The 20,015-nt window shown below is 72.8% G+C and carries 18 protein-coding genes; 12 read left to right on the top strand and 6 right to left on the bottom strand.

Going from position 1 to position 20,015, the window contains the following annotated elements; genetic code table 11:
• Positions 1-67: 67 nt before the first annotated feature.
• On the top strand, positions 68-382 hold the full coding sequence (locus tag OP18_RS52165; protein ID WP_156089364.1) for a hypothetical protein: 315 nt from the start codon (positions 68-70) through the stop codon (positions 380-382).
• Between the two features lie 532 nt (positions 383-914).
• On the opposite strand, the gene OP18_RS08325 is transcribed toward OP18_RS52165, so the two are convergent.
• A complete protein-coding gene (locus OP18_RS08325) occupies positions 915-1,559 on the bottom strand; it encodes a TetR/AcrR family transcriptional regulator (RefSeq protein WP_033358170.1) in 645 nt (214 codons plus the stop codon).
• 113 nt (positions 1,560-1,672) lie between these two features.
• Between OP18_RS08325 and OP18_RS08330 the strand changes: the two genes are divergently transcribed.
• From OP18_RS08330 to OP18_RS08350, 5 genes are all read left to right on the top strand, one after another.
• Positions 1,673-2,257, top strand: coding sequence for a hypothetical protein (locus tag OP18_RS08330; RefSeq protein WP_156089365.1), 585 nt, complete (start codon positions 1,673-1,675; stop codon positions 2,255-2,257).
• A complete protein-coding gene (locus OP18_RS08335) occupies positions 2,258-2,884 on the top strand; it encodes a hypothetical protein (RefSeq protein ID WP_033358172.1) in 627 nt (208 codons plus the stop codon).
• Between the two features lie 490 nt (positions 2,885-3,374).
• Entirely contained in the window at positions 3,375-4,478 is a 1,104-nt protein-coding gene (locus tag OP18_RS08340) for an AI-2E family transporter (protein ID WP_063745451.1), read from the top strand.
• Between the two features lie 24 nt (positions 4,479-4,502).
• Positions 4,503-5,144, top strand: a complete 642-nt coding sequence (locus OP18_RS08345; RefSeq protein WP_033358173.1) for a class I SAM-dependent DNA methyltransferase — start codon at positions 4,503-4,505, stop codon at positions 5,142-5,144.
• Positions 5,145-5,250: 106 nt separating this feature from the next.
• Positions 5,251-6,654, top strand: a complete 1,404-nt coding sequence (locus tag OP18_RS08350) for an alpha,alpha-trehalose-phosphate synthase (UDP-forming) (RefSeq protein ID WP_033358174.1) — start codon at positions 5,251-5,253, stop codon at positions 6,652-6,654.
• Between the two features lie 86 nt (positions 6,655-6,740).
• Here OP18_RS08350 and OP18_RS08355 read toward each other — a convergent pair whose 3' ends face one another.
• Positions 6,741-8,030 (bottom strand): EAL and HDOD domain-containing protein, encoded by a 1,290-nt coding sequence (locus OP18_RS08355; protein WP_245635300.1) that lies wholly within the window; start codon positions 8,028-8,030, stop codon positions 6,741-6,743.
• Positions 8,031-8,579: 549 nt separating this feature from the next.
• On the opposite strand from OP18_RS08355, the gene OP18_RS08360 reads away from it, so the two are divergent.
• Positions 8,580-10,640, top strand: coding sequence for an MMPL family transporter (locus OP18_RS08360; RefSeq protein WP_052386388.1), 2,061 nt, complete (start codon positions 8,580-8,582; stop codon positions 10,638-10,640).
• Positions 10,641-10,743: 103 nt separating this feature from the next.
• Here the strand turns inward: OP18_RS08360 and OP18_RS08365 are convergent, their stop codons facing one another.
• Positions 10,744-11,712 (bottom strand): helix-turn-helix transcriptional regulator, encoded by a 969-nt coding sequence (locus tag OP18_RS08365; RefSeq protein ID WP_033358175.1) that lies wholly within the window; start codon positions 11,710-11,712, stop codon positions 10,744-10,746.
• Positions 11,713-11,809: 97 nt separating this feature from the next.
• Between OP18_RS08365 and OP18_RS08370 the strand changes: the two genes are divergently transcribed.
• Positions 11,810-12,208, top strand: a complete 399-nt coding sequence (locus OP18_RS08370; RefSeq protein ID WP_033358176.1) for a VOC family protein — start codon at positions 11,810-11,812, stop codon at positions 12,206-12,208.
• A gap of 120 nt (positions 12,209-12,328) precedes the next feature.
• Here the strand turns inward: OP18_RS08370 and OP18_RS08375 are convergent, their stop codons facing one another.
• From OP18_RS08375 to OP18_RS08385, 3 genes are read right to left on the bottom strand one after another with little or no spacing between them, the layout of a single operon-like run.
• A complete protein-coding gene (locus OP18_RS08375; RefSeq protein WP_052386389.1) occupies positions 12,329-13,195 on the bottom strand; it encodes a metal ABC transporter permease in 867 nt (288 codons plus the stop codon).
• 2 nt (positions 13,196-13,197) lie between these two features.
• Complete coding sequence (locus OP18_RS08380) at positions 13,198-13,968, bottom strand: metal ABC transporter ATP-binding protein (protein ID WP_033358177.1); 771 nt, start codon at positions 13,966-13,968, stop codon at positions 13,198-13,200.
• Positions 13,965-14,975: a metal ABC transporter substrate-binding protein gene (locus tag OP18_RS08385; RefSeq protein ID WP_033358272.1), complete on the bottom strand. Its 1,011-nt coding sequence runs from the start codon at positions 14,973-14,975 to the stop codon at positions 13,965-13,967. Before OP18_RS08385 ends, OP18_RS08380 begins: the two co-directional genes overlap by 4 nt.
• A gap of 629 nt (positions 14,976-15,604) precedes the next feature.
• Between OP18_RS08385 and OP18_RS08390 the strand changes: the two genes are divergently transcribed.
• From OP18_RS08390 to OP18_RS08405, 4 genes are all read left to right on the top strand, one after another.
• On the top strand, positions 15,605-16,780 hold the full coding sequence (locus OP18_RS08390; RefSeq protein WP_081970535.1) for a ParB/RepB/Spo0J family partition protein: 1,176 nt from the start codon (positions 15,605-15,607) through the stop codon (positions 16,778-16,780).
• A 176-nt stretch (positions 16,781-16,956) separates the two neighbouring features.
• On the top strand, positions 16,957-17,403 hold the full coding sequence (locus OP18_RS08395; RefSeq protein ID WP_033358178.1) for a hypothetical protein: 447 nt from the start codon (positions 16,957-16,959) through the stop codon (positions 17,401-17,403).
• Positions 17,404-17,537: 134 nt separating this feature from the next.
• Positions 17,538-18,632 carry an acyl-CoA synthetase family protein gene (locus OP18_RS08400; protein WP_052386412.1) on the top strand — a complete coding sequence of 365 codons (1,095 nt, stop codon included), beginning with the start codon at positions 17,538-17,540 and terminating at the stop codon, positions 18,630-18,632.
• Positions 18,632-20,005, top strand: coding sequence for an aldehyde dehydrogenase family protein (locus OP18_RS08405; RefSeq protein ID WP_033358179.1), 1,374 nt, complete (start codon positions 18,632-18,634; stop codon positions 20,003-20,005). The genes OP18_RS08400 and OP18_RS08405 overlap by 1 nt, the downstream gene beginning before the upstream one ends.
• Positions 20,006-20,015: the final 10 nt, after the last annotated feature.

The following is a 20,015-nucleotide window of genomic DNA, read 5'->3' on the forward strand; positions in this document are numbered from 1 at the left end:
GCCAGCGGTGCCTGACCGAGGTTCCACCACCGATCGCCTCGCCCTGCTACAGATTGCGCAGCAGCTGATGTTCATCGACATCTACCTTTTCTCGCTGCCCTCCGACGTGGATCGGGACGACATCGAGGACGAGCTGCAGGCGACAGACGGATTCGACGTGGTCGGGGCCGGCACCGGAGCGGACTTCGTCAACCTTGACGTCGAGGTCGACGACGCTGTTCCGCGGGAGCGGGCCCTTGCCACGGTCGCCGGGATCCTCCGGAGGCTCGGTTCGCACGCCGGAGCGCACGTCAGGGTGTCGGACACCGGTGAGCGCATCGCGGTGGACGACATCACGGAGCTCACCCGTGGCGGCCACGGACCAGCCGTTGGTTCGCAGTGAACTTGATCCGGTTGCCGTCTGGAAGCAGCTGCGGATCAACTTGAGTGCGGCATGCTGGGCGGGTTCCATCTCGGTGGTTCTGATCTTTTCTCGGAGTCCGGTCGTGTCTTGGCTCGGTTGAGCGCGAAGTACGCGGTTCGGTCGGGTTCGGGTCCGTGTTCCTCCCACCAGTAGCCCGGCCGGAAGGGGATGCCGACCCAGCGGCAGAGGGGTGGCCTCGTTTGAGCAGTTCTCGGGGTGCTGGGTGGTCGAGGATGCGGGCGGCTTGCAGCAGGAAGTGCATGGGTGCGGTGATGATCGGCTTCGTAGGGATTTCGGCGGCGTCGTCCGGCCAGGTGAAGGTGCTGAGCAGGTCGGCCAGGGCGACGGTTTCGGGGTAGCGGACGATGGCGTCGGTGTCGGGCCGGTCGAGGCGTTCAGCACGGGCCCGCCAGCGCACGGTGATTGACTCGGGGTTGCTGCGGCGGGTGTCGGCGTAGGGTCGCCAGTCGCGGGTGAGCCGGGTCGCATGCCGCCTTCCCCCTCGCTCGGCTCAGCGGTGGCCCGGTGCGGTCGTGTCGTACAGGTCTCGGCAGAGCGTGTCGCCGACCCACCGCACCCATTCAGGTTCGGCCCAGCCCGCACTGATGACCAGGCTGCGATAACACTCGGGTCCGGTCAGGAAGAAGAGGAGGTCGGCCGCCCGGTCCCGGCGCACATCGGGCGCCAGCGGCGTCTTCTGGGACAGGGCGTCGACGAGTGCGGTCATGTCGGCGCGTCGGCGGGTCTCGGAGTTCTGGTAAACGGCGCCGGCCGGGTCCTGCGAGACGGCGTGGTAGACGGGGATCATCGGCGCCACCCGGGCCAGCATGGCCGCGACCCCGGCGACGATCTTGCGCAACGCCGAGGGGGCGTCCGGCTCCCGCATCGCGTCGATGTGCCATTGCTGCAGCGGCGGGGGAGTCGGGTCGTCGCCGAGGATCGTCCATTCGTGGACAGCCTGCAGCAGGTGGTCCTTGGTGCGGAAGTTGAAGTAGACCGTCTGCACGGCGACGCCGGCCCGCTCCGCGATGGTCTCCATGGTGGTGGCGCGGAGGCCGAACTCGCAGAACAGCGCGTAGGCGTGGCGGACGATGCGCGCGCGGGTCGCCTGACCTCTGGCGCTGCTTTTCGAGACCTGGCCCTTGACGGATGGCACGAACCAGACTCTACTTACCCTGACACTAGTGGTGACCACTAGTCATAACCACTAGCCAGGACCATTAGTGTTCACTACTGGCCATGCGAAGCTGCGCACGATAGGGGACGACGATGAAGTGGGCGAGCCGGGTAGCGGTCGCCGGTGCGGTTGTTCAGATCGTGTACGGGCTGCTGGCGTGCGTCTTCCGGTACCCGACGATCACCGACCGGCCGTTCGAGTTGCTCTGGGCGCTGGTGAACCTTGCGATGATCGCCAACATCGCGGTGTGGCTGGCGACGAGGGTGGCCTCGCCGGTTCTCGCCGCCATCGGCGGTGGGCTGGCCGTCGTCGGTCACCTTCTGCGCGCGGGCATCTCGCTGTTCCTGGCGTTCCAGCCGGACGCCGAGGTCGACACGCCGATCGTCGCCACCGTCATGCTCATGTTCCTCGGCATGGCCCTGATCGGCATCGCCACGGTGCGGGCCAAGCGGCTCACCGGCCGACCGGCGTGGGCGCCACTGCTCGTCCTGGCCGGCGGTATCGTCGCCGCGCCGTTCTACTCGTTCGACAAAGTGGTGCACTTCATCCTGCTCGGTCTGCTCTGGGGTAGCACCTGGCTGTACCTGGCAGCAGTCGGCCGGCGAAACCTCAACTCCCGTGGCCACCGGCAGGCGGCGGTCGGCGCTGCCGCTCCGGCGGCCTCGGAGGTGGGCTGAATGCGGCAGCGCACGATGGGCGTGCTGTTGCTGATGTCCGGGGTGAGTTTCATTGCCGGAGTCGTCAATCCGCCGTTGCTGCCGACGTGGGGCGCCCCGGTCCGCGAGGCCATCGGCGTGGCGTCGGCCCATCGCGTGGCATGGTTGACCTCGACCTGGCTGATCACGCTCGCGATCGTGGCGGCCGTCGCCGCGGTCGAACTCCTCGCCCGGGTCGTGGAGTGCGACGCTGCGCGGCTTGGCCGGTCGCTGTACCTGGTCGGCGCCGCCCTCGCCCTCGCCTCGACAAGCTTCGACCTGGCAGTCACCAGCACGCTGCTCGATGCGCGGGAACTTCCGGACTGGTACCTCGGCACCCAACAGTGGGCGGCCGGGCTCTCCACGGCCTACTTCGCGCTCCTGGCTCCGGCCGCGCTGGCCGCCTTCGGCGTCGCCGTTCTTCGTACCAGAATGTTGCCCGCCTGGAACGCGTGGGTGCTGCTCGTCGCGGCCGCGCTGCTGCTCGGCCAGTATGCGGCGTTCCGCGACGCCCTGCCGGCGCCGCAGTTCCTGGCCTTCATCGCCGTCGGGGGCGCGGCCGCGATCCGAGGTCCGCGCAGCGCGTCGCGCCGGCCGTCAGTGCAATGACTGGAGACGAGCGGCTCTTGCCCGCGACCTGCGGCCAGGTCAGGGGCAACTGCTGCCAGCTGTCACACACACACTCCGGACCGGTTCCCAGGCGGTCCACTGAGGACGGTGCGGGACCGCGCCGGGTCCGGTGGGCCGGGGTGCACAGGTCGGCGGTGACCGCCCGGCGCCCGGGACCAGGCCGCGAACCGGGCCGGCGGCCCGGCGTGCCGATCGGCCGGGTCGCCGGGCTCGTCGCGGGTGACGTCGTGCCCGTACGGGACGAGGACGTCACCGCCTCGGTCGCGCCGAGCCCATCCGGTGTGGCTGCCAAGGGCGGTATGGGGACGGTGACGTACGCGCCAGCAGGTCGTCCGGTGTGGTGGGCTGCGGCACGACGACCGCCGTGGCGGGGCAAGGCGCGGCCGTACGGGACCGCCGGGGCGCCGGTCACGCGCTCCAGCGGGACTCCGGGAGTGTGCGGCGAGCGGCGCACGGGTACAGACGCCGCATGATTCCGGATCGACGCACGGGAGTGTTGCGGGCACTGCCCTGGTCGCTGCGGTACGCCGCCGCGGCCGCCGGGTGTGCCCTGGTGATCGCCGCCGCGGTGTACCTGATGCTGCGCCTGGCGGTGCTGGTGGCGCCGCTGACGCTGGCGGTGGTCGTCGCGCTGCTGCTGACCGCGCTGCTGCAGCCGGTGACGGCGCTGGTGGGCCGGCTCGGCGCGCCGCGGGCGGTCGGGGCGCTCGCCGGCATTCTGGTGCTGCTGGTGGTGCTGATCGTGCCGGCGCTGCTGATGTGGCAGGCGGTCGCGCAGCAGGCCGGGGAGCTGCCCGACGAGCTGGGGCAGGGCTGGCAGCGCACCCGCGACTGGCTCGCCGGCGCGTTCGGGGTGAGCGAGCGCCGCCTCGACACGGCCGTCCAGCAGGGCGGCGAGCGGCTCCGCTCGGCGGTCGCGCCGAACGCGGCCGCGTACGCGATGAGCGCCGTCGAGGCGTTCGGCGCCGCGCTGCTGTCGCTGGTCCTGGTGTTCTTCCTGCTCAAGGACGGCCCGTCGATCGTCGGCTGGTCGCGGGGGCTGCTGCCGGAGCACAGCCGCGACCGGTGGAGCGAGGCCGCGGCCAACGGCTGGCGTGCACTGGCCCGCTACGCGCGTGGCACCGTCGCGGTCGCCGCCATCGACGCCGTCGGCATCGGCGCGGCGCTGCTGGTGATCGGGGTGCCGCTCGCGCTGCCGCTGACCGTGCTGACGTTCGTGGCGGCGTTCGTGCCGGTCCTCGGCGCGACCGTGGCCGGTGCCGTGGCGACGCTCGTCGCGCTCGCCGCCGGCGGGCCGGTCGACGCGCTGCTCGTGCTCGCCGCCGTCATCGTCGTGCAGCAGGTCGAGGGCAACGTCCTCGAGCCGCTCATCATGGGCCGGGCGCTGCGGCTGCACCCGGCGGTGGTGCTGGTCGCGGTGACCGCCGGCGCCCTCACCGGCGGCGTCGCGGGCGCCATGGTGTCCGTCCCGCTCACCGCCGTCGTGTACCAGGTGACCCGCACCGCGCTGCGCGACCGCGGCGAGCCGGCACCGGCCGCGGAGCCCGCACCGGCGGCGGAACCCGCGGGCTGAGGCGACGCGGTAGGGTGTCGGGCCGTGGGCGAAGGCTGGCTGGAGGACACCCGGATCTCCTACGACACGGTGGCGCTCAGCTACACCGAGCTGCTGCGCGACACGCTGGCCGGGCTGCCGTTCCTGCGGGCCGCCCTCGCCCTCTTCGCCGACCTGGTGGCCGGCGCGGGCGGCGGGCCGGTCGCGGACGTCGGGTGCGGGCCGGGGCATGTCACCGCGCACCTGCGCGGGCTCGGCGTCGACGTGTTCGGCATCGACCTGTCCCCGGGGATGGTCGACGTCGCGCGGCGGGAGCACCCCGGCATCCGCTTCGAGGTGGGCTCGATGACCGCCCTGGACCTGCCCGAGGCGTCGCTCGGCGGGCTGCTCGGCTTTTGGTCGCTGGTGCACGTGCCCGACGCCGACATCCCGGCGGTCCTGGAAGGGTTCCGTCGAGTGCTGCGGCCCGGCGCCCCGCTGCTGCTCGGTTTCCACGCCGGCGACGGGGTGAGGCTGAAGACCGAGGGCTACGGCGGGCATCTGATGCGGGTGCACGTGTACCGGCGCCCGCCGGAGCGGGTCGCGGCCTGGCTGCGCGACGCCGGGTGCGACGTCGACGCGCAACTGGTGCTCGACCCGGACGGCGACGCCCCCGGGGCGGTGCTGTTCGCCCGCCGCCCGGCGTGACGGCGGAGGTTCGGGCGGGTACGCGCGGCGCACCGGCGGGCGTGATCCGGCGGGATTCTTGCCCCGATCCGGTTTCCCGCGCCGCAGGTGAGGTAACCCGGTGGGTGTGGGTGACGGGTATTCGTTCGTGGTGGTGGCCAACCGGCTGCCGGTGGACCGCACGACCGGCGAGGACGGCGGGCAGCAGTGGACGCGCAGCCCCGGCGGGCTGGTGAGCGCTCTGGCGCCGATCGCCCGGACGTCCGGCGGGGCGTGGGTCGGCTGGACCGGCGCCGCCGACGACGACACCGGCCCGCAGGAGGTCGACGGGATCCAGCTGCGGCCGGTGCCGCTCAGCGCCCAGGACGTCGACCAGTACTACGAGGGCCAGTCGAACTCGACCATCTGGCCGCTGTTCCACGACCTCGTCGAGCAGCCGGTGCACCGGCGGGAGTGGCGGCAGGCGTACGAGGCCGTGAACCGCCGCTTCGCCGAGGCCACCGCCGAGGTCGCCGCCGACGGGGCCACTGTGTGGGTGCACGACTACCAGCTGCTGCTCGTCCCGGCGATGCTGCGGTCGCTGCGGCCGGACCTGCGCATCGGGTTCTTCCTGCACATCCCGTTCCCGCCGGTGGAGCTGTTCATGCAGCTGCCGCGGCGGGCGGAGCTGCTGCGCGGGCTGCTCGGCGCGGACCTGGTCGGGTTCCAGCGGCCGCTCGCCGCGCAGAACTTCCTGCAGCTCGCCGGTCGCCTGCTCGGCCTGCAGCCGCACGACGACCGGGTCTGCTACGAGGGCCGCACCGTCGTGGCCCGGGCCTTCCCGATCTCGATCGACGTCGGCGAGATCGACCGCCTCGCCGCCGACCCGGACGTGCAGCTGGAGTCGGAGCGGCTGCGCGCCGACCTCGGCGACAACCGGCGGCTCCTGCTCGGCGTCGACCGGCTCGACTACACCAAGGGCATCGAGCAGCGCGTGGAGGCGTTCGGCGAGCTGCTCGCCGAGGGTGCCGTGTCCAACGACGAGGTCGTCCTGGTGCAGGTCGCCACCCCGAGCCGCATGCGGGTCGCGCAGTACCAGCAGCTGCGCGAACGCGTCGAACGCGAGGTCGGCCGGATCAACGGCGAGTACGGCGCCGTGGGCCGGGTGCCGGTGCACTACCTGTTCCAGTCGCGCTCGCCGGAGGAGCTGGTCGCGCTGTATCTCGCCACCGACGTCATGCTGGTCACCCCGCTGCGCGACGGCATGAACCTGGTGGCGAAGGAGTTCGTCGCCGCCCGCCGCGACGAGCTGGGCGCGCTGGTGCTCAGCGAGTTCACCGGCGCCGCCGCCGAGCTGGACGACGCGTTCCTGGTCAACCCGCACGACGTCGAGGACCTCAAGCGCGGCATGGTCGCCGCCCTCGACGCGCCGCCGGACGAGCGCGCGGTGCGGATGCGGCGGATGCGCGCCCGCGTCCACGGCCACGACGTCGACCGCTGGGCACGGCAGTTCCTCGCCACCCTCGACGACCCGGACCGCGCCGAGACCTGACCCGCCCGCGCCGTGCGCCGCCGCGCGCCGAGACGTGACCTGCGCCGCGCCGAGACGTTTCCCGCCCGGCGCGGCCTGGCCGCTCGTCAGCCGTCCAGGGTGACGCGGTCGGGGCCGGTGTGGCGCAGCTCGGCGGACAGGTCGCTCAGGGTGGCGTTCGTCCAGCACACGGCGTTCAGGTACAGCGACGCCAGGGCCGCCGGGTCGGTCGCGGCGGGCGGCAGGGCGCGCGGGCCGGCCCCGCCCCCGGGTGCCGTGTACGCCCGGACCGCGGCGAGCACCGCGCCGAGCGGGCCGCCGCCGGTGAGGAGCGCTTCGGTGAGGGTCGCGTCCAGCGGTACCCCGGTGAGCACCCGGTCAGCGGGCTCGTCGAACAGGTCGGCGACGGCGGACAGCAGCCCGCCGATGTACGCCGGCTCGCCCGGCAGCCCGCCGGCCTCGGCCAGCAGCTGGCAGCAGCGGGCCCGGATCAGCAGGTCGCTGAGCTGTTCGGGGTCGGCCTCGGTGAGGTCCGCGACCAGCATCAGCGTCACCCACTGCCGCAGCCGGGTCAGGCCGAGCGCGACGATCGTGTCGCGGATCGACGACACCGTGCGGTTGAGGCCGAACGAGGCCGCGTTCGTGGCCCGCAGCAGCCGCATGCTCAGCCCCGCGTCCTGGCCGACGAGGCCGACCAGTTCGTCGAGGTCGACGTCCTCGGTGCTGAGCGCGGCCATGACCCGCAGGCGGGTGAGGCGGGACGGGGCCAGCGCGACCGTCGAGCTGACGTGCGGGCGGCCCAGGATGTGGCCCTGGAAGAACTCGAAGCCCAGCGACATCGCGAGGTCGAGGGCCTCGGGGGTCTCCAGGCGCTCCGCGATGAGCTGCAGGTGGGGGTGCAGCCGGCAGTTGACGACGGTGGCGCGGACGGCGGCCTCGTCGGCGTGCAGCATGTCGATCTTCACGTAGGTGGCGACCTCGAGCAGCCGCTCGTGGCTGCTGCCGAAGACGAAGTCGTCCAGGGCGATGGTGTAGCCCTGCTCGGCCAGCGCCCGTACGCCGGCGAGGACCTCCTCGTCGACGTCGGTGGTCTCCAGCACCTCGAGGACCGCCTGGCTGCAGTCGAACGGCAGCGGCAACCGGCCGGTGAGGAAGTCCCGGGTGAGGTTGATGAAGCACACCCGCCCGCCGCACACCTCCGCCAGCCCGAACTCGGTGAACGCGGCGACCAGCACCCGGGCGGTGGCGTGCGCGTCGCGGCGGGACGCGGTCGAGGCGGTCGCACCGGCCCGGAACAGCAGCTCGTGCGCGATCACCGCGCCGTCGCGGTCGTAGATCGGCTGGCGCCCGACGTGGACCACGTGATCGTCGTCAGGCCCTCCCGTTTCCTGGCTCACGTTGTCATGGTCGCCGAAAAGTCCCACGATTGCCGCAAAACGGTGGAATGCGGACTCCGGTGGGTCGCGCTCCTCCGGCGTGTCGCGGCCGGCGCGCGGCCGGGCGCGTCGCCGGGCTCGCTGGGCTCACCGGCCGGGCGCACGCCTTTCCGGTGGTCCTGAAAACCATTCGCCCCACGCTCCGGCGAATTCGTCGCCGCCCGCCGTCACAATGTGGCGCCGGGTCCCGTCAATGCAGTGAGGAATGCATTTCGGACCATCCGGCAGGACCACGGCACAGGCCCTGCCGCGACGACCCGGCCCTGCATGCGACGGCTGACCGGCACCGGTGTGACCGGTCGTTCCACCATGCCTTCGTCAGCGTGCGCGGTCGACGCCGGCGCGGTCCGGCACGACGACCGAGCCCGGTCCGCCGGGCTCCCGACAGTGGAGTGAGCACGCATGGCAACGGAAACAACCACCGTTGAACGACCCGCCGGACGTCCCCCGTCCCCATCGAGCAACGCCAATCGATACACGCGTCTCGTCGCCGGGCGCCGCAGCAAATGGGTGGTATTCGCGGTCTGGCTGATCCTCATCATGGTCGGCGGTTCGCTGGCCGCCGACTTCGGTTCGGTGCAGAACAACGAGACCCAGACGTGGCTGCCGGCCGACGCCGAGTCGACCAAGGCGATCAAGATCGCGGAGTCGCAGTTCGCCGACAAGAACATCATGATCGCCGACGTCGTGTACGTGCGCGACGGCGGCCTCACCGACGCGGACCTCGCCGCCATCGACGGTGACCGCACCGCCCTGGCCGGGCTCGCCGTCGGTGACATCTCCAAGGTCACGGTGTCCGACGACCGCAAGGCCGCGTTCATCCTGGTGCCGCTGCGCTCCTCGCAGAGCGACAACACGGTGCTCGGCGACGCGGTGGCGAAGGTCCGCACCGAGGTCGAGGGCGGCGCGCCGGCCGGGCTCGACGTGCGCATCACCGGCGCCGCCGGCAACGTCGCGGACTACATCGACGTGTACTCCGGCATGGACGCCACGCTGCTGCTCGTGACGCTCGCGGTGGTGGCGGTGTTCCTGCTGGTCATCTACCGCAGTCCGACGCTGTGGCTGGTCCCGCTGCTGGCGGTCGGGCTGTCCAGCCAGGTCGCGACGGGTCTGGTGTACCTGCTGGGCAAGCACGCCGGGCTGCTGGTCAACGGGCAGAGCTCGTACGTGCTCACCGTCCTCATGCTCGGCGTCGGCACCGACTACGCGCTGCTGCTGATCGCCCGGTACCGCGAGGAGCTGCACCGGCACGAGGACCGGCACGAGGCGATGGCCCTGGCGCTGCAGCGCTGCCTGCCGGCCATCGCGGCGTCGGCCGGCACGGTCGTCATCGCCACCCTGTGCCTGGTCTTCGGCAGCATGAACTCGACCCGTGGCCTCGGCCCCGTCGTGGCGATCGGCGTCGCCGTGGTGTTCCTCGCCATGACCTCGCTGCTGCCGGCGCTGCTGGTCATTTTCGGTCGCTGGCTGTTCTGGCCGTTCGCCCCGCGGCACACCGCCGGGTACGAGGCCGCCGACATCGAGAAGGACCACGGCGTCTGGGCGCGCTTCTCCGCGTTCGTCGGGCGCTGGCCCCGGCTCATCTGGATCGCCACCGCGCTCGTGCTCGTCGGGCTCGCGTTCGGTACCTCGGCGATCAAAACCGGCCAGACGCAGGCCGAGCAGTTCACCAAGACCGTCGACTCGGTCCGCGGTCAGGAGCTGCTCGGGCAGCACTTCCCGTCGGGCACCTCGGCGCCGGCGGACGTCTACGTGCCGTCCGCCGCGGCGGACGCCGCGACCGGGATCGCCAAGGGCGTGGCCGGGGTGACATCCGTCAACACCGTCGCCACCGCCGGCGGCTGGACCCACCTGGCCGCCGTGCTCAACGACGCGCCCGACACCGCGGCGGCCCGCGCGACCGTGCAGCGGCTGCGGGCGGCGCTCGACGGCGGCCCCGCCGAGGTGCGCCAGGCGGTCGTCGGCGGCCAGAGCGCCGTGGCGCTGGACACCTCCGAGGCCCAGTGGTCCGAGGTGAAGCTGCTCGTCCCGCTGATCCTCGGCGTGGTGCTGCTGATGCTGGTGCTGCTGCTGCGGGCGGTCGTCGCGCCGGTGCTGCTGCTGGTGTCGGTCGTGCTGTCCTACGCGGCCGCGGTCGGCGCGTCGGCGCTGCTCTTCCGGGCGCTGGACCACCCGAACGTCGACCGGGGTCTGTTCCTCTTCGGCTTCCTGTTCCTGGTCGCGCTCGGTGTCGACTACACCATCTTCCTCATGACCCGGGCCCGCGAGGAGGTGCAGCGGCGCGGCCACCGGGCCGGCATCCTGACCAGCCTCACCGTGACCGGCGGCGTCATCACCTCCGCCGGGCTCGTGCTGGCCGCGACGTTCTGCGTCCTCGCCGTGATCCCGACGGTGCAGTCGCTGCAGCAGGGTCTGCTGGTCGCCGTCGGCGTCCTGCTCGACACGTTCCTGGTCCGCAGCCTGCTCATCCCGGCGCTGTCGCTCGAGGTCGGCCCGCGGATCTGGCTGCCGGGCCGTCCCGCCGCGGAGACCGTCGAACCGCTGCCGGCGCAGGCCGGCGTGCGGAGCTGACCGCCGGCGAACAGGACAGACCGGGCCGTTCAGGTGCGCATCCCCCGTTGGGCGCCTGGACGGCCCGGTCGCCGTGCCGTGCCGGGGGACGGGGTGCGGGCCGTCACGACCGCCGCCGGGCCGAGGTCACCAGGCGGTCGGCGAGCGCGACGACGCGGTCACGCAGCTCGTCCGGGCGCTCGATGACGAACGGCAGGTCGAGCGCGGCGAGCACCCCGGGCAGCCAGTCCAGCCGCTCCGCCCGCAGCTCCACCCGCTGCCAACCCTCATCCGGACCGTCCCGGATCTCGGCGACGCCGGCCGGGAGCCGCTCGCGGATCCGCTCGGCGGTGCCCTGGATCCGCAGCGTCACCTCGTGCCGGTACGGGACCCGCGCCAGCGCGGCCAGCAGGCGCCGCGCGGGGTCGGGTCCGCCGGGCGGTGGGAACGAGCCGGGCAGCGTCCTCGCGCCGGCGATGCGGTCGAGCCGGAACGCCCGCTCCTCGCCGGTGCGCGGATCGGTGCCGATGACATACCACCGGCCCGCGTGGTGCACCAGCCCGGACGGGTGCAGCTCGCGGACGCTGCCGCGGCCCGCGCCCGAGGTGTAGCCGATCGAGATCGGGCGGCGGTGGTGGACCGCGTCGGCGACGGTGAGCAGGACACCGGCCTGCGGCGCGGGGACGTCGCCGGGCGCGGCGGTGAAGGCGAGGGCTTCGCGCACCGCGTCGAGCCGCTGCGCGAGCCGCGGCGGCAGGACGCGACGGATCTTCGCGGCGGCCGTCTCGCTCGCCGTCCCCATGGCCGTCGCCGACCCGGCGCGCCGGCCGGCGATCAGGCCGAGGAGCACGGCCAGTGCCTCGTCGTCGCTGAGCATGAGCGGTGGCAGGCGGTAGCCGGCGGCGAGCCGGTAGCCGCCATACCGGCCGCGTACCGACTCGACCGGCACGCCGAGGTCGATCAGGTGCGCCACGTAGCGCCGCACCGTGCGCGGGTCGACACCGAGGCGGTCGGCGAGCTCGGCCATCGTCCGGACGCCGCCGGACTGCAGCAGCTCGAGCAGCGTGAGCACCTGCGCCGTCGGGCGTGCCATGGAGCGAATCGTATCGGGATACTGGACCGTTGCTGTCCGGTATCCGCCGTAGCGTGCGTCCCGACCGGCACCACCGCACCGAGCAGGGAGCACCGCCATGGACTTCGTCTCGACCCGCCTGATCACCGCCGACATCGACCGCCTCGTCGGCTTCTACGAGGCGGTCACGGGCATACGGGCGGTCTGGGCCAGCGCGGACTTCGCCGAGCTGCGCACCGCGCACGGCACCCTGGCGATCGGCAGCACCGGCACGGTCGCGCTGTTCGCGCCCGGTGCGGCCCACCCGGCGGACAACCGCACCGCGATCATCGAGTTCCTGGTGGACGACGTGGACGCGCGCTACGAGCAGCTGCGGGGCGTGGTGCAGGACGTGGTCACCGTCCCCACGACGATGCCCTGGGGCAACCGGGCGCTGCTGTTGCGCGACCCCGACGGCAACCTGGTCAACCTCTTCACCCCGGTGACCACCGAGGCGATCGCGAAGTTCAGCCGCTGACCCACCGGCGCTGACCGCCGGGCCGGCGGACGCCGGGCCGGACCCGCAGGGCGCCGGGCCGGCGGGCGGGTCCGCCGGTGAGCCATGGCCCACCGGCGGACGGGACCCGGCGACCCCGGCTCAGCTGACGGCGACCGCCGGCACCTTCGCCGCGCGGAGGCGACGGCGGCGGCCCGCGGTGGCGAGGGCGACCGTGAAGGCGACCGCGCCGATCAGGACGATCATGGTGCCGGAGGGGACCTCGGCGGCGTAGCTGAGGTACATGCCGATCGCGCCGGACAGGGCGCCGATGACGGTCGCGAGGACCAGGGTCGCGGCGAACGAGTCGGTCAGCATCCGCGCCGTCACGGGCGGGATCACGAGCATCGCGGCGACCAGTGTGACGCCGACCACGTTGAGCGTGGAGAGGATGTTCAGCGACAGCACCACCATGAGCATGATGTCGGTGGCCAGCACGCTGACCCCGCTGACCGCGGCGACATCCGGGTCGAAGGTGGCGAACAGCAGCGAGCGGTACCCGAAGAACACCATCGCGACGGTGAGCGCCGCCACGGCGTACAGCATGAAGATCTGGCCCTGGGAGATGCCCAGGATGCTGCCGAAGAGGGCGCTCTCGAAGCTGGGGCCGGTCGCGCCGAACCGGGTCAGCAGCGCGATGCCCAGCGCGAAGGACGCGGTGGTGACGACGCCGATCGCCGCGTCGGCGCCGATGCGGTGCCGCCGGGTCACCGTGATGATGGCGAGGGCCGACATGACGCCCCACACGCCGGCGCCCCACAGGAAGAACTCGGCGCTGATGAGCTGGCTGGCGGCGAACCCGCCGAAGATCGAGTGGGACAGGCCGTGGCCGATGTAGCTCATGCCGCGCAGGGTGATGTAGACGCCGGTCAGGCCGAGCAGCGCCCCGGAGAGGGTGGCGACGAGCAGCCCCTTCTGGAAGAACGCGTACTGCAGCGGGTGGACGACCGCGTCCAGGAATGCGTTCATGGTCAGCCCGCCGTCGCCAGGGTGACCCGCGGGTCGACGACCAGCGGGAGGTCCAGGTGCCGCAGCACCTCCATGCGCGCGCCGTAGGTCTGCTCCAGCACGTCGGGGGTGATGACGTCACTGGGGCCGCCCTGGGCGATGATCGTGCCCTTCACACAGACCAGGTGCGGCAGGTGCGCCGCCATGCCGTTGAGGTCGTGCGTGGTGAGGATGATGGCGATGCCCTCCACGTGCAGGTCGGCGAGCAGGTGCAGGATGTCGTGGCGGGTGTTGGCGTCCACGCCCGAGGTCGGCTCGTCGAGCACGAGCAGGTGCGGGCGGCGGATCAGGGCCCGGGCCAGGAACATCCGCTGCTGCTGCCCGCCGGACAGCTCACGGATGTGCCGCCGCTGCAGGTGCCCGATGCCGAGCCGCTCCAGCAGGCGGCCGACCTCGGCGCGCTCCTCGCGGCTCGGCCAGGGCAGCGCCGAGCGGGTCGTGCGCCCCATCAGGACGCACTCGAAGACGGTCAGCGGGAAGTCCCAGTTCACCGTCTCCAGCTGCGGCACGTACGCGGTGCGCAGGCCGTCGCGGCGGTGCACCGCCCCGGCGGACGGCTTGACGGTGCCGAGCAGCAGGCGCAGCAGGGTCGTCTTGCCGGCGCCGGAGGGGCCGACCACGGCGCTGAACTGGTTGTCGTTGACCTCGAGGCTGACGTCGCGCAGCACGACGGTGCCGTCGTAGCCGGCGTCCACACGGTCGAGCCGCAGCAGGTTGCCGATGTGTGCGCTCATTGGGGGTAGACCGCCTTGTCTGCCGTGGTGCTCTGGGTCAGCGGCACCGCTTCGAGATTGGTCGTCGTGCCGCCGAGCCCCTTCACCATCGTGATGAAGTCGTACCGCATGAGCCCGAGCCACGAGTGGTTGTCCTGGCCCGGCTCGCCCGGCAGGTCGTCGTCGCGCAGGGTGTCCTCGTACCGGGCGCCGGTCGCCCGGCCGACCTCCTCGAGGACCTTCGACGGGAACACCTCGGAGCCGAAGATGGTGCGGACCTTCTCGGCCTTGATCTGCTCGATGAGCTCGGCGACCTCGCTGGGGGAGGGGTCCTCGAAGTTCTCCGGCTGCACCGCGCCGATGATCTTCCAACCGAAGGTACGGCCGAAGTACGCGTAGGCGTCGTGGTACGTCAGCAGCGCCCGCCCGCCGGCCGGGATGGTCTCCTGGTCGATGCGCAGCGCGTCGGCGAGCCGGTTCGCGGCCGCGCTGAACGCGGCGGTGTTGGCGCGGTAGTACTCGGCGTTGGCGGGGTCCCGCGCGGCGAGCGTGTCGCGGATCACCTCCGCGTACTTCACCGCGTACGTGGGGTCGGTCCACACGTGCGGGTTGGGCTTGCCGTCCTTCTCCGGGAAGGAGAAGTCGAAGATCCAGTCCTGCCGGGGCAGGATGCGGGTGCCGACCTCGACGATCTCGGCCTTGGCCCGCTTGTTCTGCTCGGCCAGCCGCTTCGTCGGGTCCTCCAGGCTCAGCCCGTTGATCAGGATGACGTCGGCCCGGCTGAGCGACTCGGCGATCTTCGGCGAGGGGTCGAAGGTGTGGCTGTTGGTGCCCTCGGGCACCACCCCCTCCACGGATGCCCGGTCGCCGGCGACCGCGGAGGTGATACTGGTTAGTGGCGCGACGGTGGTGACGACGCGGAGCTTGCCGGCGTCGGCCTCCGCCGAGCGGCTGCAGCCGTGCAGGGCGCCCGTCATGGCGCAGGCAAGCACTGATACGGCGAAGAACTTCGATCGCTGAAGTCTCATGGCGGTCACAGTAAAACCGTCACCCGGCTATTGCATAGCATTTGCAACAGCCGAACTTCTGCAATACATTGAAGTCCCTTACACGTGGACCAGCCTTGCCGTCCACCGTTATCGCCGTCGATGTTCGACTGTGACCGTTCCCTGGTTGAACACGCCGGATGTGGCCCCTGACCTGGGCAGAAAAGAATTCTGCCGGAGTGCGTCACAATCGCAGAGGTGTGTCCGTCATTACGGGTGACGCGCGATCGCGACCTGTCCGGCGCGGCGTTCCACCACCTGATCAGTGGGTGATGACGCCTGCATTCGGACCGTTCCGCCGTGCGAAGAATCGCGGCCGAGCGGCCCTGGGGCGGGACGGAGGAATGCCACGTCATGTGCGGCGGAAATGGTCGAAGTGCTGTGCCGGCGCCGTTCGAGCCGACGGTTCATGCGGGCTTCCCCCGGCACTGGCGCCCGGGCTGTCCGGCGCGGCGCGGCGGTCAGCCGTTGCCGCAGGGTGCATCGGGCACCGGTTCCCAGACCTGGGAGCCGGTGCCCGTTTTTCGTCCGCCGGTGCCGGGTCGCGGGGACCCGGGGGCGGTGACATCGAGGCAGTGGCGGCAACACAGCGCTGACGGAGAGGTGCACACGTGGAAACTGCAGTGACCAGCAGGGTGGTCCGGAGCGCCGGCAACGGTGCGGGCGGGGACGCGGCGACGGGCCGGCTGTCCGGCCGTGGCGCGTTCAGCGTGCCGGTGAAGGTGCAGATCGAGCAGCTGCTGCCGGCCGACTCGCCCCGCCTGGACGGCGAGAACGAGGCCCACGCGCGCATGCTCGCCGACTCGGAGTCCGAACTGCCGCCCATCCTCGTGCACCGCCCGACGATGCGGATCATCGACGGCATGCACCGGCTGCGGGCGGCCGTCCTGCGCGGGCGCGACACCGTCGACGTCCGGTTCTTCGACGGCCCGGCGAGCGCGGTCTTCGCCCTCGCGGTGGAGACCAACATCGCGCACGGCCTGCCGCTGTCCCTGCGCGACCGGGAGAGCGCCGCGGCACGGATCCTGGCGGAGCACCCGGAGTGCTCCGACCGGGCGATCGCGCGGGTCAGCGGCCTGTCGTCGAAGACGGTCGGCGCGATCCGCCGCCGGCAGGCGGGCAACGGCCCCCAGGTGACCGCGCGGATCGGCCACGACGGCCGGGTCCGCCCGCTCAACAGCGCCGACGGGCGGCGCACCGCGAGCGAGTACATCGCCGCGAAGCCCGACGCGTCGCTGCGGGAGATCGCCCGGGACGCCGGCATCTCCATCGCCACCGCCCGTGACGTCCGGGAGCGGATCAAGCGCGGCGACGACCCGATCCCGGCCGCCCAACGGCGCAACGCCCGGTCCGCCGCGCCCCCGGTCGCGGCTCCTGCCGTACCTCTGGTCGCGCCTCCGGCCGCACCCCCGGCCGCGCCGGCCGTCGCGGTCCCGGTTCCGGCCGCCCCTGCCCCTGCCCCGGCCCCGGTGACGTCGACGGTGACCCGCCTGCGGGTCCGCCGCGGCCAGTACGTGTCGAGCCTGGACCGCGCCAAGTCGGTGGTGGCGCAGCTGTGCAAGGACCCGTCGCTGCGCTTCAGCGAGTCGGGCCGCACGCTGCTGCGCTGGCTCGACTCCCGGGTCGCGGAGATGGAGGCCTGCGACCGCCTCTTCGACGCCGCGCCGGTGCACTCCTCCTACCTGCTCATCGAGTTCGCCCAGTGCTACGGCAACAACTGGCACGTGCTGGCGGACCAGCTCAAGACCCGCGTCGACGGCGCCGGTCCCGCCGCGACCAGCCCCTGACCGCCGCCGCGGCCGCGCCCGTCCACAGTGGACCACGGCGGCCGGCGACACCGCCACACCGCTTTTTGCACAACCGATTCCGCCGTGCGATTTACGGCGATGGATGGACACACCAGGGCGCGCGTACGTTGCGGATCCGAGCCGGATCGCAATGCCCGCCGTGGAGGACGTGTCCGATGGCTGATGACGACGAGGCCCGCGCGGCCGCCGCGCGACAGGCCGACCTTGCCGCGTTCGCCGAGTCCTGGCAGCTGCTGGGGCTCGCCGCGGTCGTGCACCTCTGGCCGCCCATGCCGTGGGTCCGCCGTGGTGCGCCGGAGCCGGGGAAGGCCGGCGCGGGCCGCCGCACCAGGGGCCGCGCCGGCCGCCACGCGAAGGCCAGCGGTGGCGGCTGGTGGCGGTGCGCCTGCGGCACCAGGCGCTGGCAGCTGCGCCGGACGGTCCGCGCGGTGCGCGCCGCCGTGGTGAGCGGCCTGGTGTGGTTCGGGCTGAGCACCGGCGCGGGGCTCAACGCCGACGCCCTCGCCGGCGTCGGGCGCTGGTGCGAGGGCATGCGGGAGATCCCCGTGCCGTGCTGCCCGCGCGCGCTGGACGAGCTGGGACCGGCCGGCAGCCCCGGCTGACCCGTCCACGCATCGAAACCGGTGCGCTCGCGCTTGACGAAGTCCCGTCGGTTCGGCATCGTCATTCATGCGTGAGCACTGACAATTGATGTCACTGACAAATTGTCCACCGGACGGACGGGCGGAGCATGCTGATGGCCGACGATCTCACCGCTGTGTTCGACACCCCCGTCGACCAGGTCCCTGACCTCGACGAGCTGGTGCGCGCCACGATGGCGTGGCACTTCTCGCCCGCCACCGGCAGCCCGTACTGGGTCGGCAGGCTCGGCGACCTCGGCTTCGACCCCCTCGCCGACGTGAAGGGCTTCGCCGACCTGCACCTGTTCGACACGGTCACGGTCGACTGGGCCCGGATCCCCGCCGGCCGGCTCATCCCCGCCGGCTGCCGCGGCGAACGCTTCGGCGTCTACGAGTCCGGTGGCGCCACCGGCGCGCCGAAGCGCGTGGTGGACGCCACCTCGCGCCGGCGCAACGTGGAGTTCCAGAGCCTGCTGCTGGACGAGGTCGGCTTCCCGCGCGGCGAGGGCAGCTGGCTGCACGTCGGGCCGACCGGCCCGCACGTGATGGCGAAGAACGTCACGCACCTGGCCGGGCTGCGCGGCTTCCTGTGCCACTACGTCGACCTCGACCCGCGCTGGGTGCGCCGCTGCGTCAGCCAGGGCCGGCAGGACCTCTTCGACCTGTACGTCGAGCACCTCGCCGACCAGGTGCAGGACGTGCTCGCCAGCCAGGACGTGCGCGCCATGTCGTGCACCCCGCGGATCATCGAGCGCCTGATCGCCCGCCCGGAGCTGTACGACCTGCTGCGCGCCAAGCTGCGCGGGCTGATCTGGGGCGGCACGAGCGCCTCCCCGGAGACCCTGCGGCTGTTCCAGGAGGAGGTCTTCCCCGACGCCGTCGTCATGGGCGCCTACGGCAACACCATGATGGGCGTCGCGCCGCAGCGGCCGCCGGTCGACGGTGACACCTACCGGTGCGTGTTCCGCCCGTTCCACCCGTACACGATGGTCGAGGTCATCGACCCGGCCGACCCGACCAGGCAGGTCGCGCCCGGCGAGGCGGGCCAGGTCAAGATCACCACGCTGACCCGGGACCTGTTCGTGCCGCCGACGCCGGAGCGCGACACCGCGGTCCGCCTCGCCCCCGTCGACGGCTACCCGGGCATCGAGCTCGCCGACGTCAAGCCGCGCGAGGCCATCGCCAACACGATCGTCGAAGGGGTGTACTGATGACCCTGCACCGGATCCCGCTCGTGCGCGCCGGTGTGCCGGCCACCTCCGCGGAGACCGCGCGGCTGGACGCCGTGGACGGCACGCCGCTGGCGCTGGTCGACCAGGCGCCGCCGCTGCTGGCCACGCTGACCGTCGCGGACCTGCGCCGGCGCGGCCCGTCCGGCACCGCGCCGGACGCGGAGGTGTTCCGCCGCGCCGGCGAGCTGTTCGCCACCGCCGAGCTCGACGGCATCGGCCCCGAGCAGTACTGCGAGCTGCAGGCCCGCAGCGCCGGCATCCCGATCTCCACGGCCCGCCGGTCGCTGGCCGACATCCGCGAGGTCTGCACCCACATGGGCGAGCGGGTCGAGGCGGAGCGGCCGCCCGGCGCCGGCAGCGACGTCGAGGCGGGCCGCATCGAGGCCGTCTGGGCGCGCCGCGGCGACGTGCTGGCCGTCATCGCCCCCGGCAACAACCCCGGCGTGCACGTGCAGTGGATCCAGGGCCTCGCCCTGGGCTACCAGCTGGTGATCCGGCCGGGGAGCAAGGACCCGTTCACGCCGGCCCGGCTCGTCGCCGCGCTGCTGGCCGCCGGGGTCGAGCCGGCCCAGCTGTCGCTGCTGCCGGGCGGCCACGCCACGGCCGACGCGCTGGTCAGGGCCGCCGACCTGAGCCTGGTGTTCGGCAGCGACGACGCCGTGCGGGCCTACGCCGGCGACCGGACCGTGATCCCGCGCGGCCCGGGCCTGTCGAAGCTGCTGCAGCTCGGCGAGCTGACCGAGCAGGCCCTCGACACGATCTGCACCTCCGTCGGCTACGACGCCGGCATGCGGTGCACCAACGCGAGTGCGGTCTTCACCGACGGCGACCCGATGGCGGTCGGCGCGGCGATCGCGGCGCGGCTGGCCCGGCTCGTGCCCGGACCGCCGCTGTCGCCCGAGGCGCAGCTGCCGGTCATGCCGATCGCGCGGGCCACCGCGATGCGCGCCCACCTCGACGCGCGGCGGGCCGGCGCGGTCGACGTGGCCGCGCCGCTGTACCCGGACGGCCCGGTCGCCGACCTGGGCGACGGCTCCGCGGCGATGCGCCCGGCGGTGCTGGTCTGCGACCGGCCCGACCACCCCGGCGCGGCGATCGAGCTGCCGTTCCCCTGCGTGTGGGTGCTGCCGTGGGACCCGACGGAGGGCTTCGCGCCGCTGCGCAACACGCTCGCCCTGACCATCCTCGGCGGTGACCGCAAGCTCGCCGTCGAGGCGCTGCGGGAGCCGACGATCCGCAAGGTGCTCCTGGGGCCCCTGCCGACGTTCTCCGCCGGCACCACCAGCCCGCACGACGGGTTCCTCGGGCACGAACTGATGGAGGCACGCGGCTACGGGGTCGCGGCCGAATGACCACCCCCGC

The organism is Dactylosporangium aurantiacum, assembly GCF_000716715.1.
Classification (GTDB): Bacteria; Actinomycetota; Actinomycetes; order Mycobacteriales; family Micromonosporaceae; genus Dactylosporangium; species Dactylosporangium aurantiacum.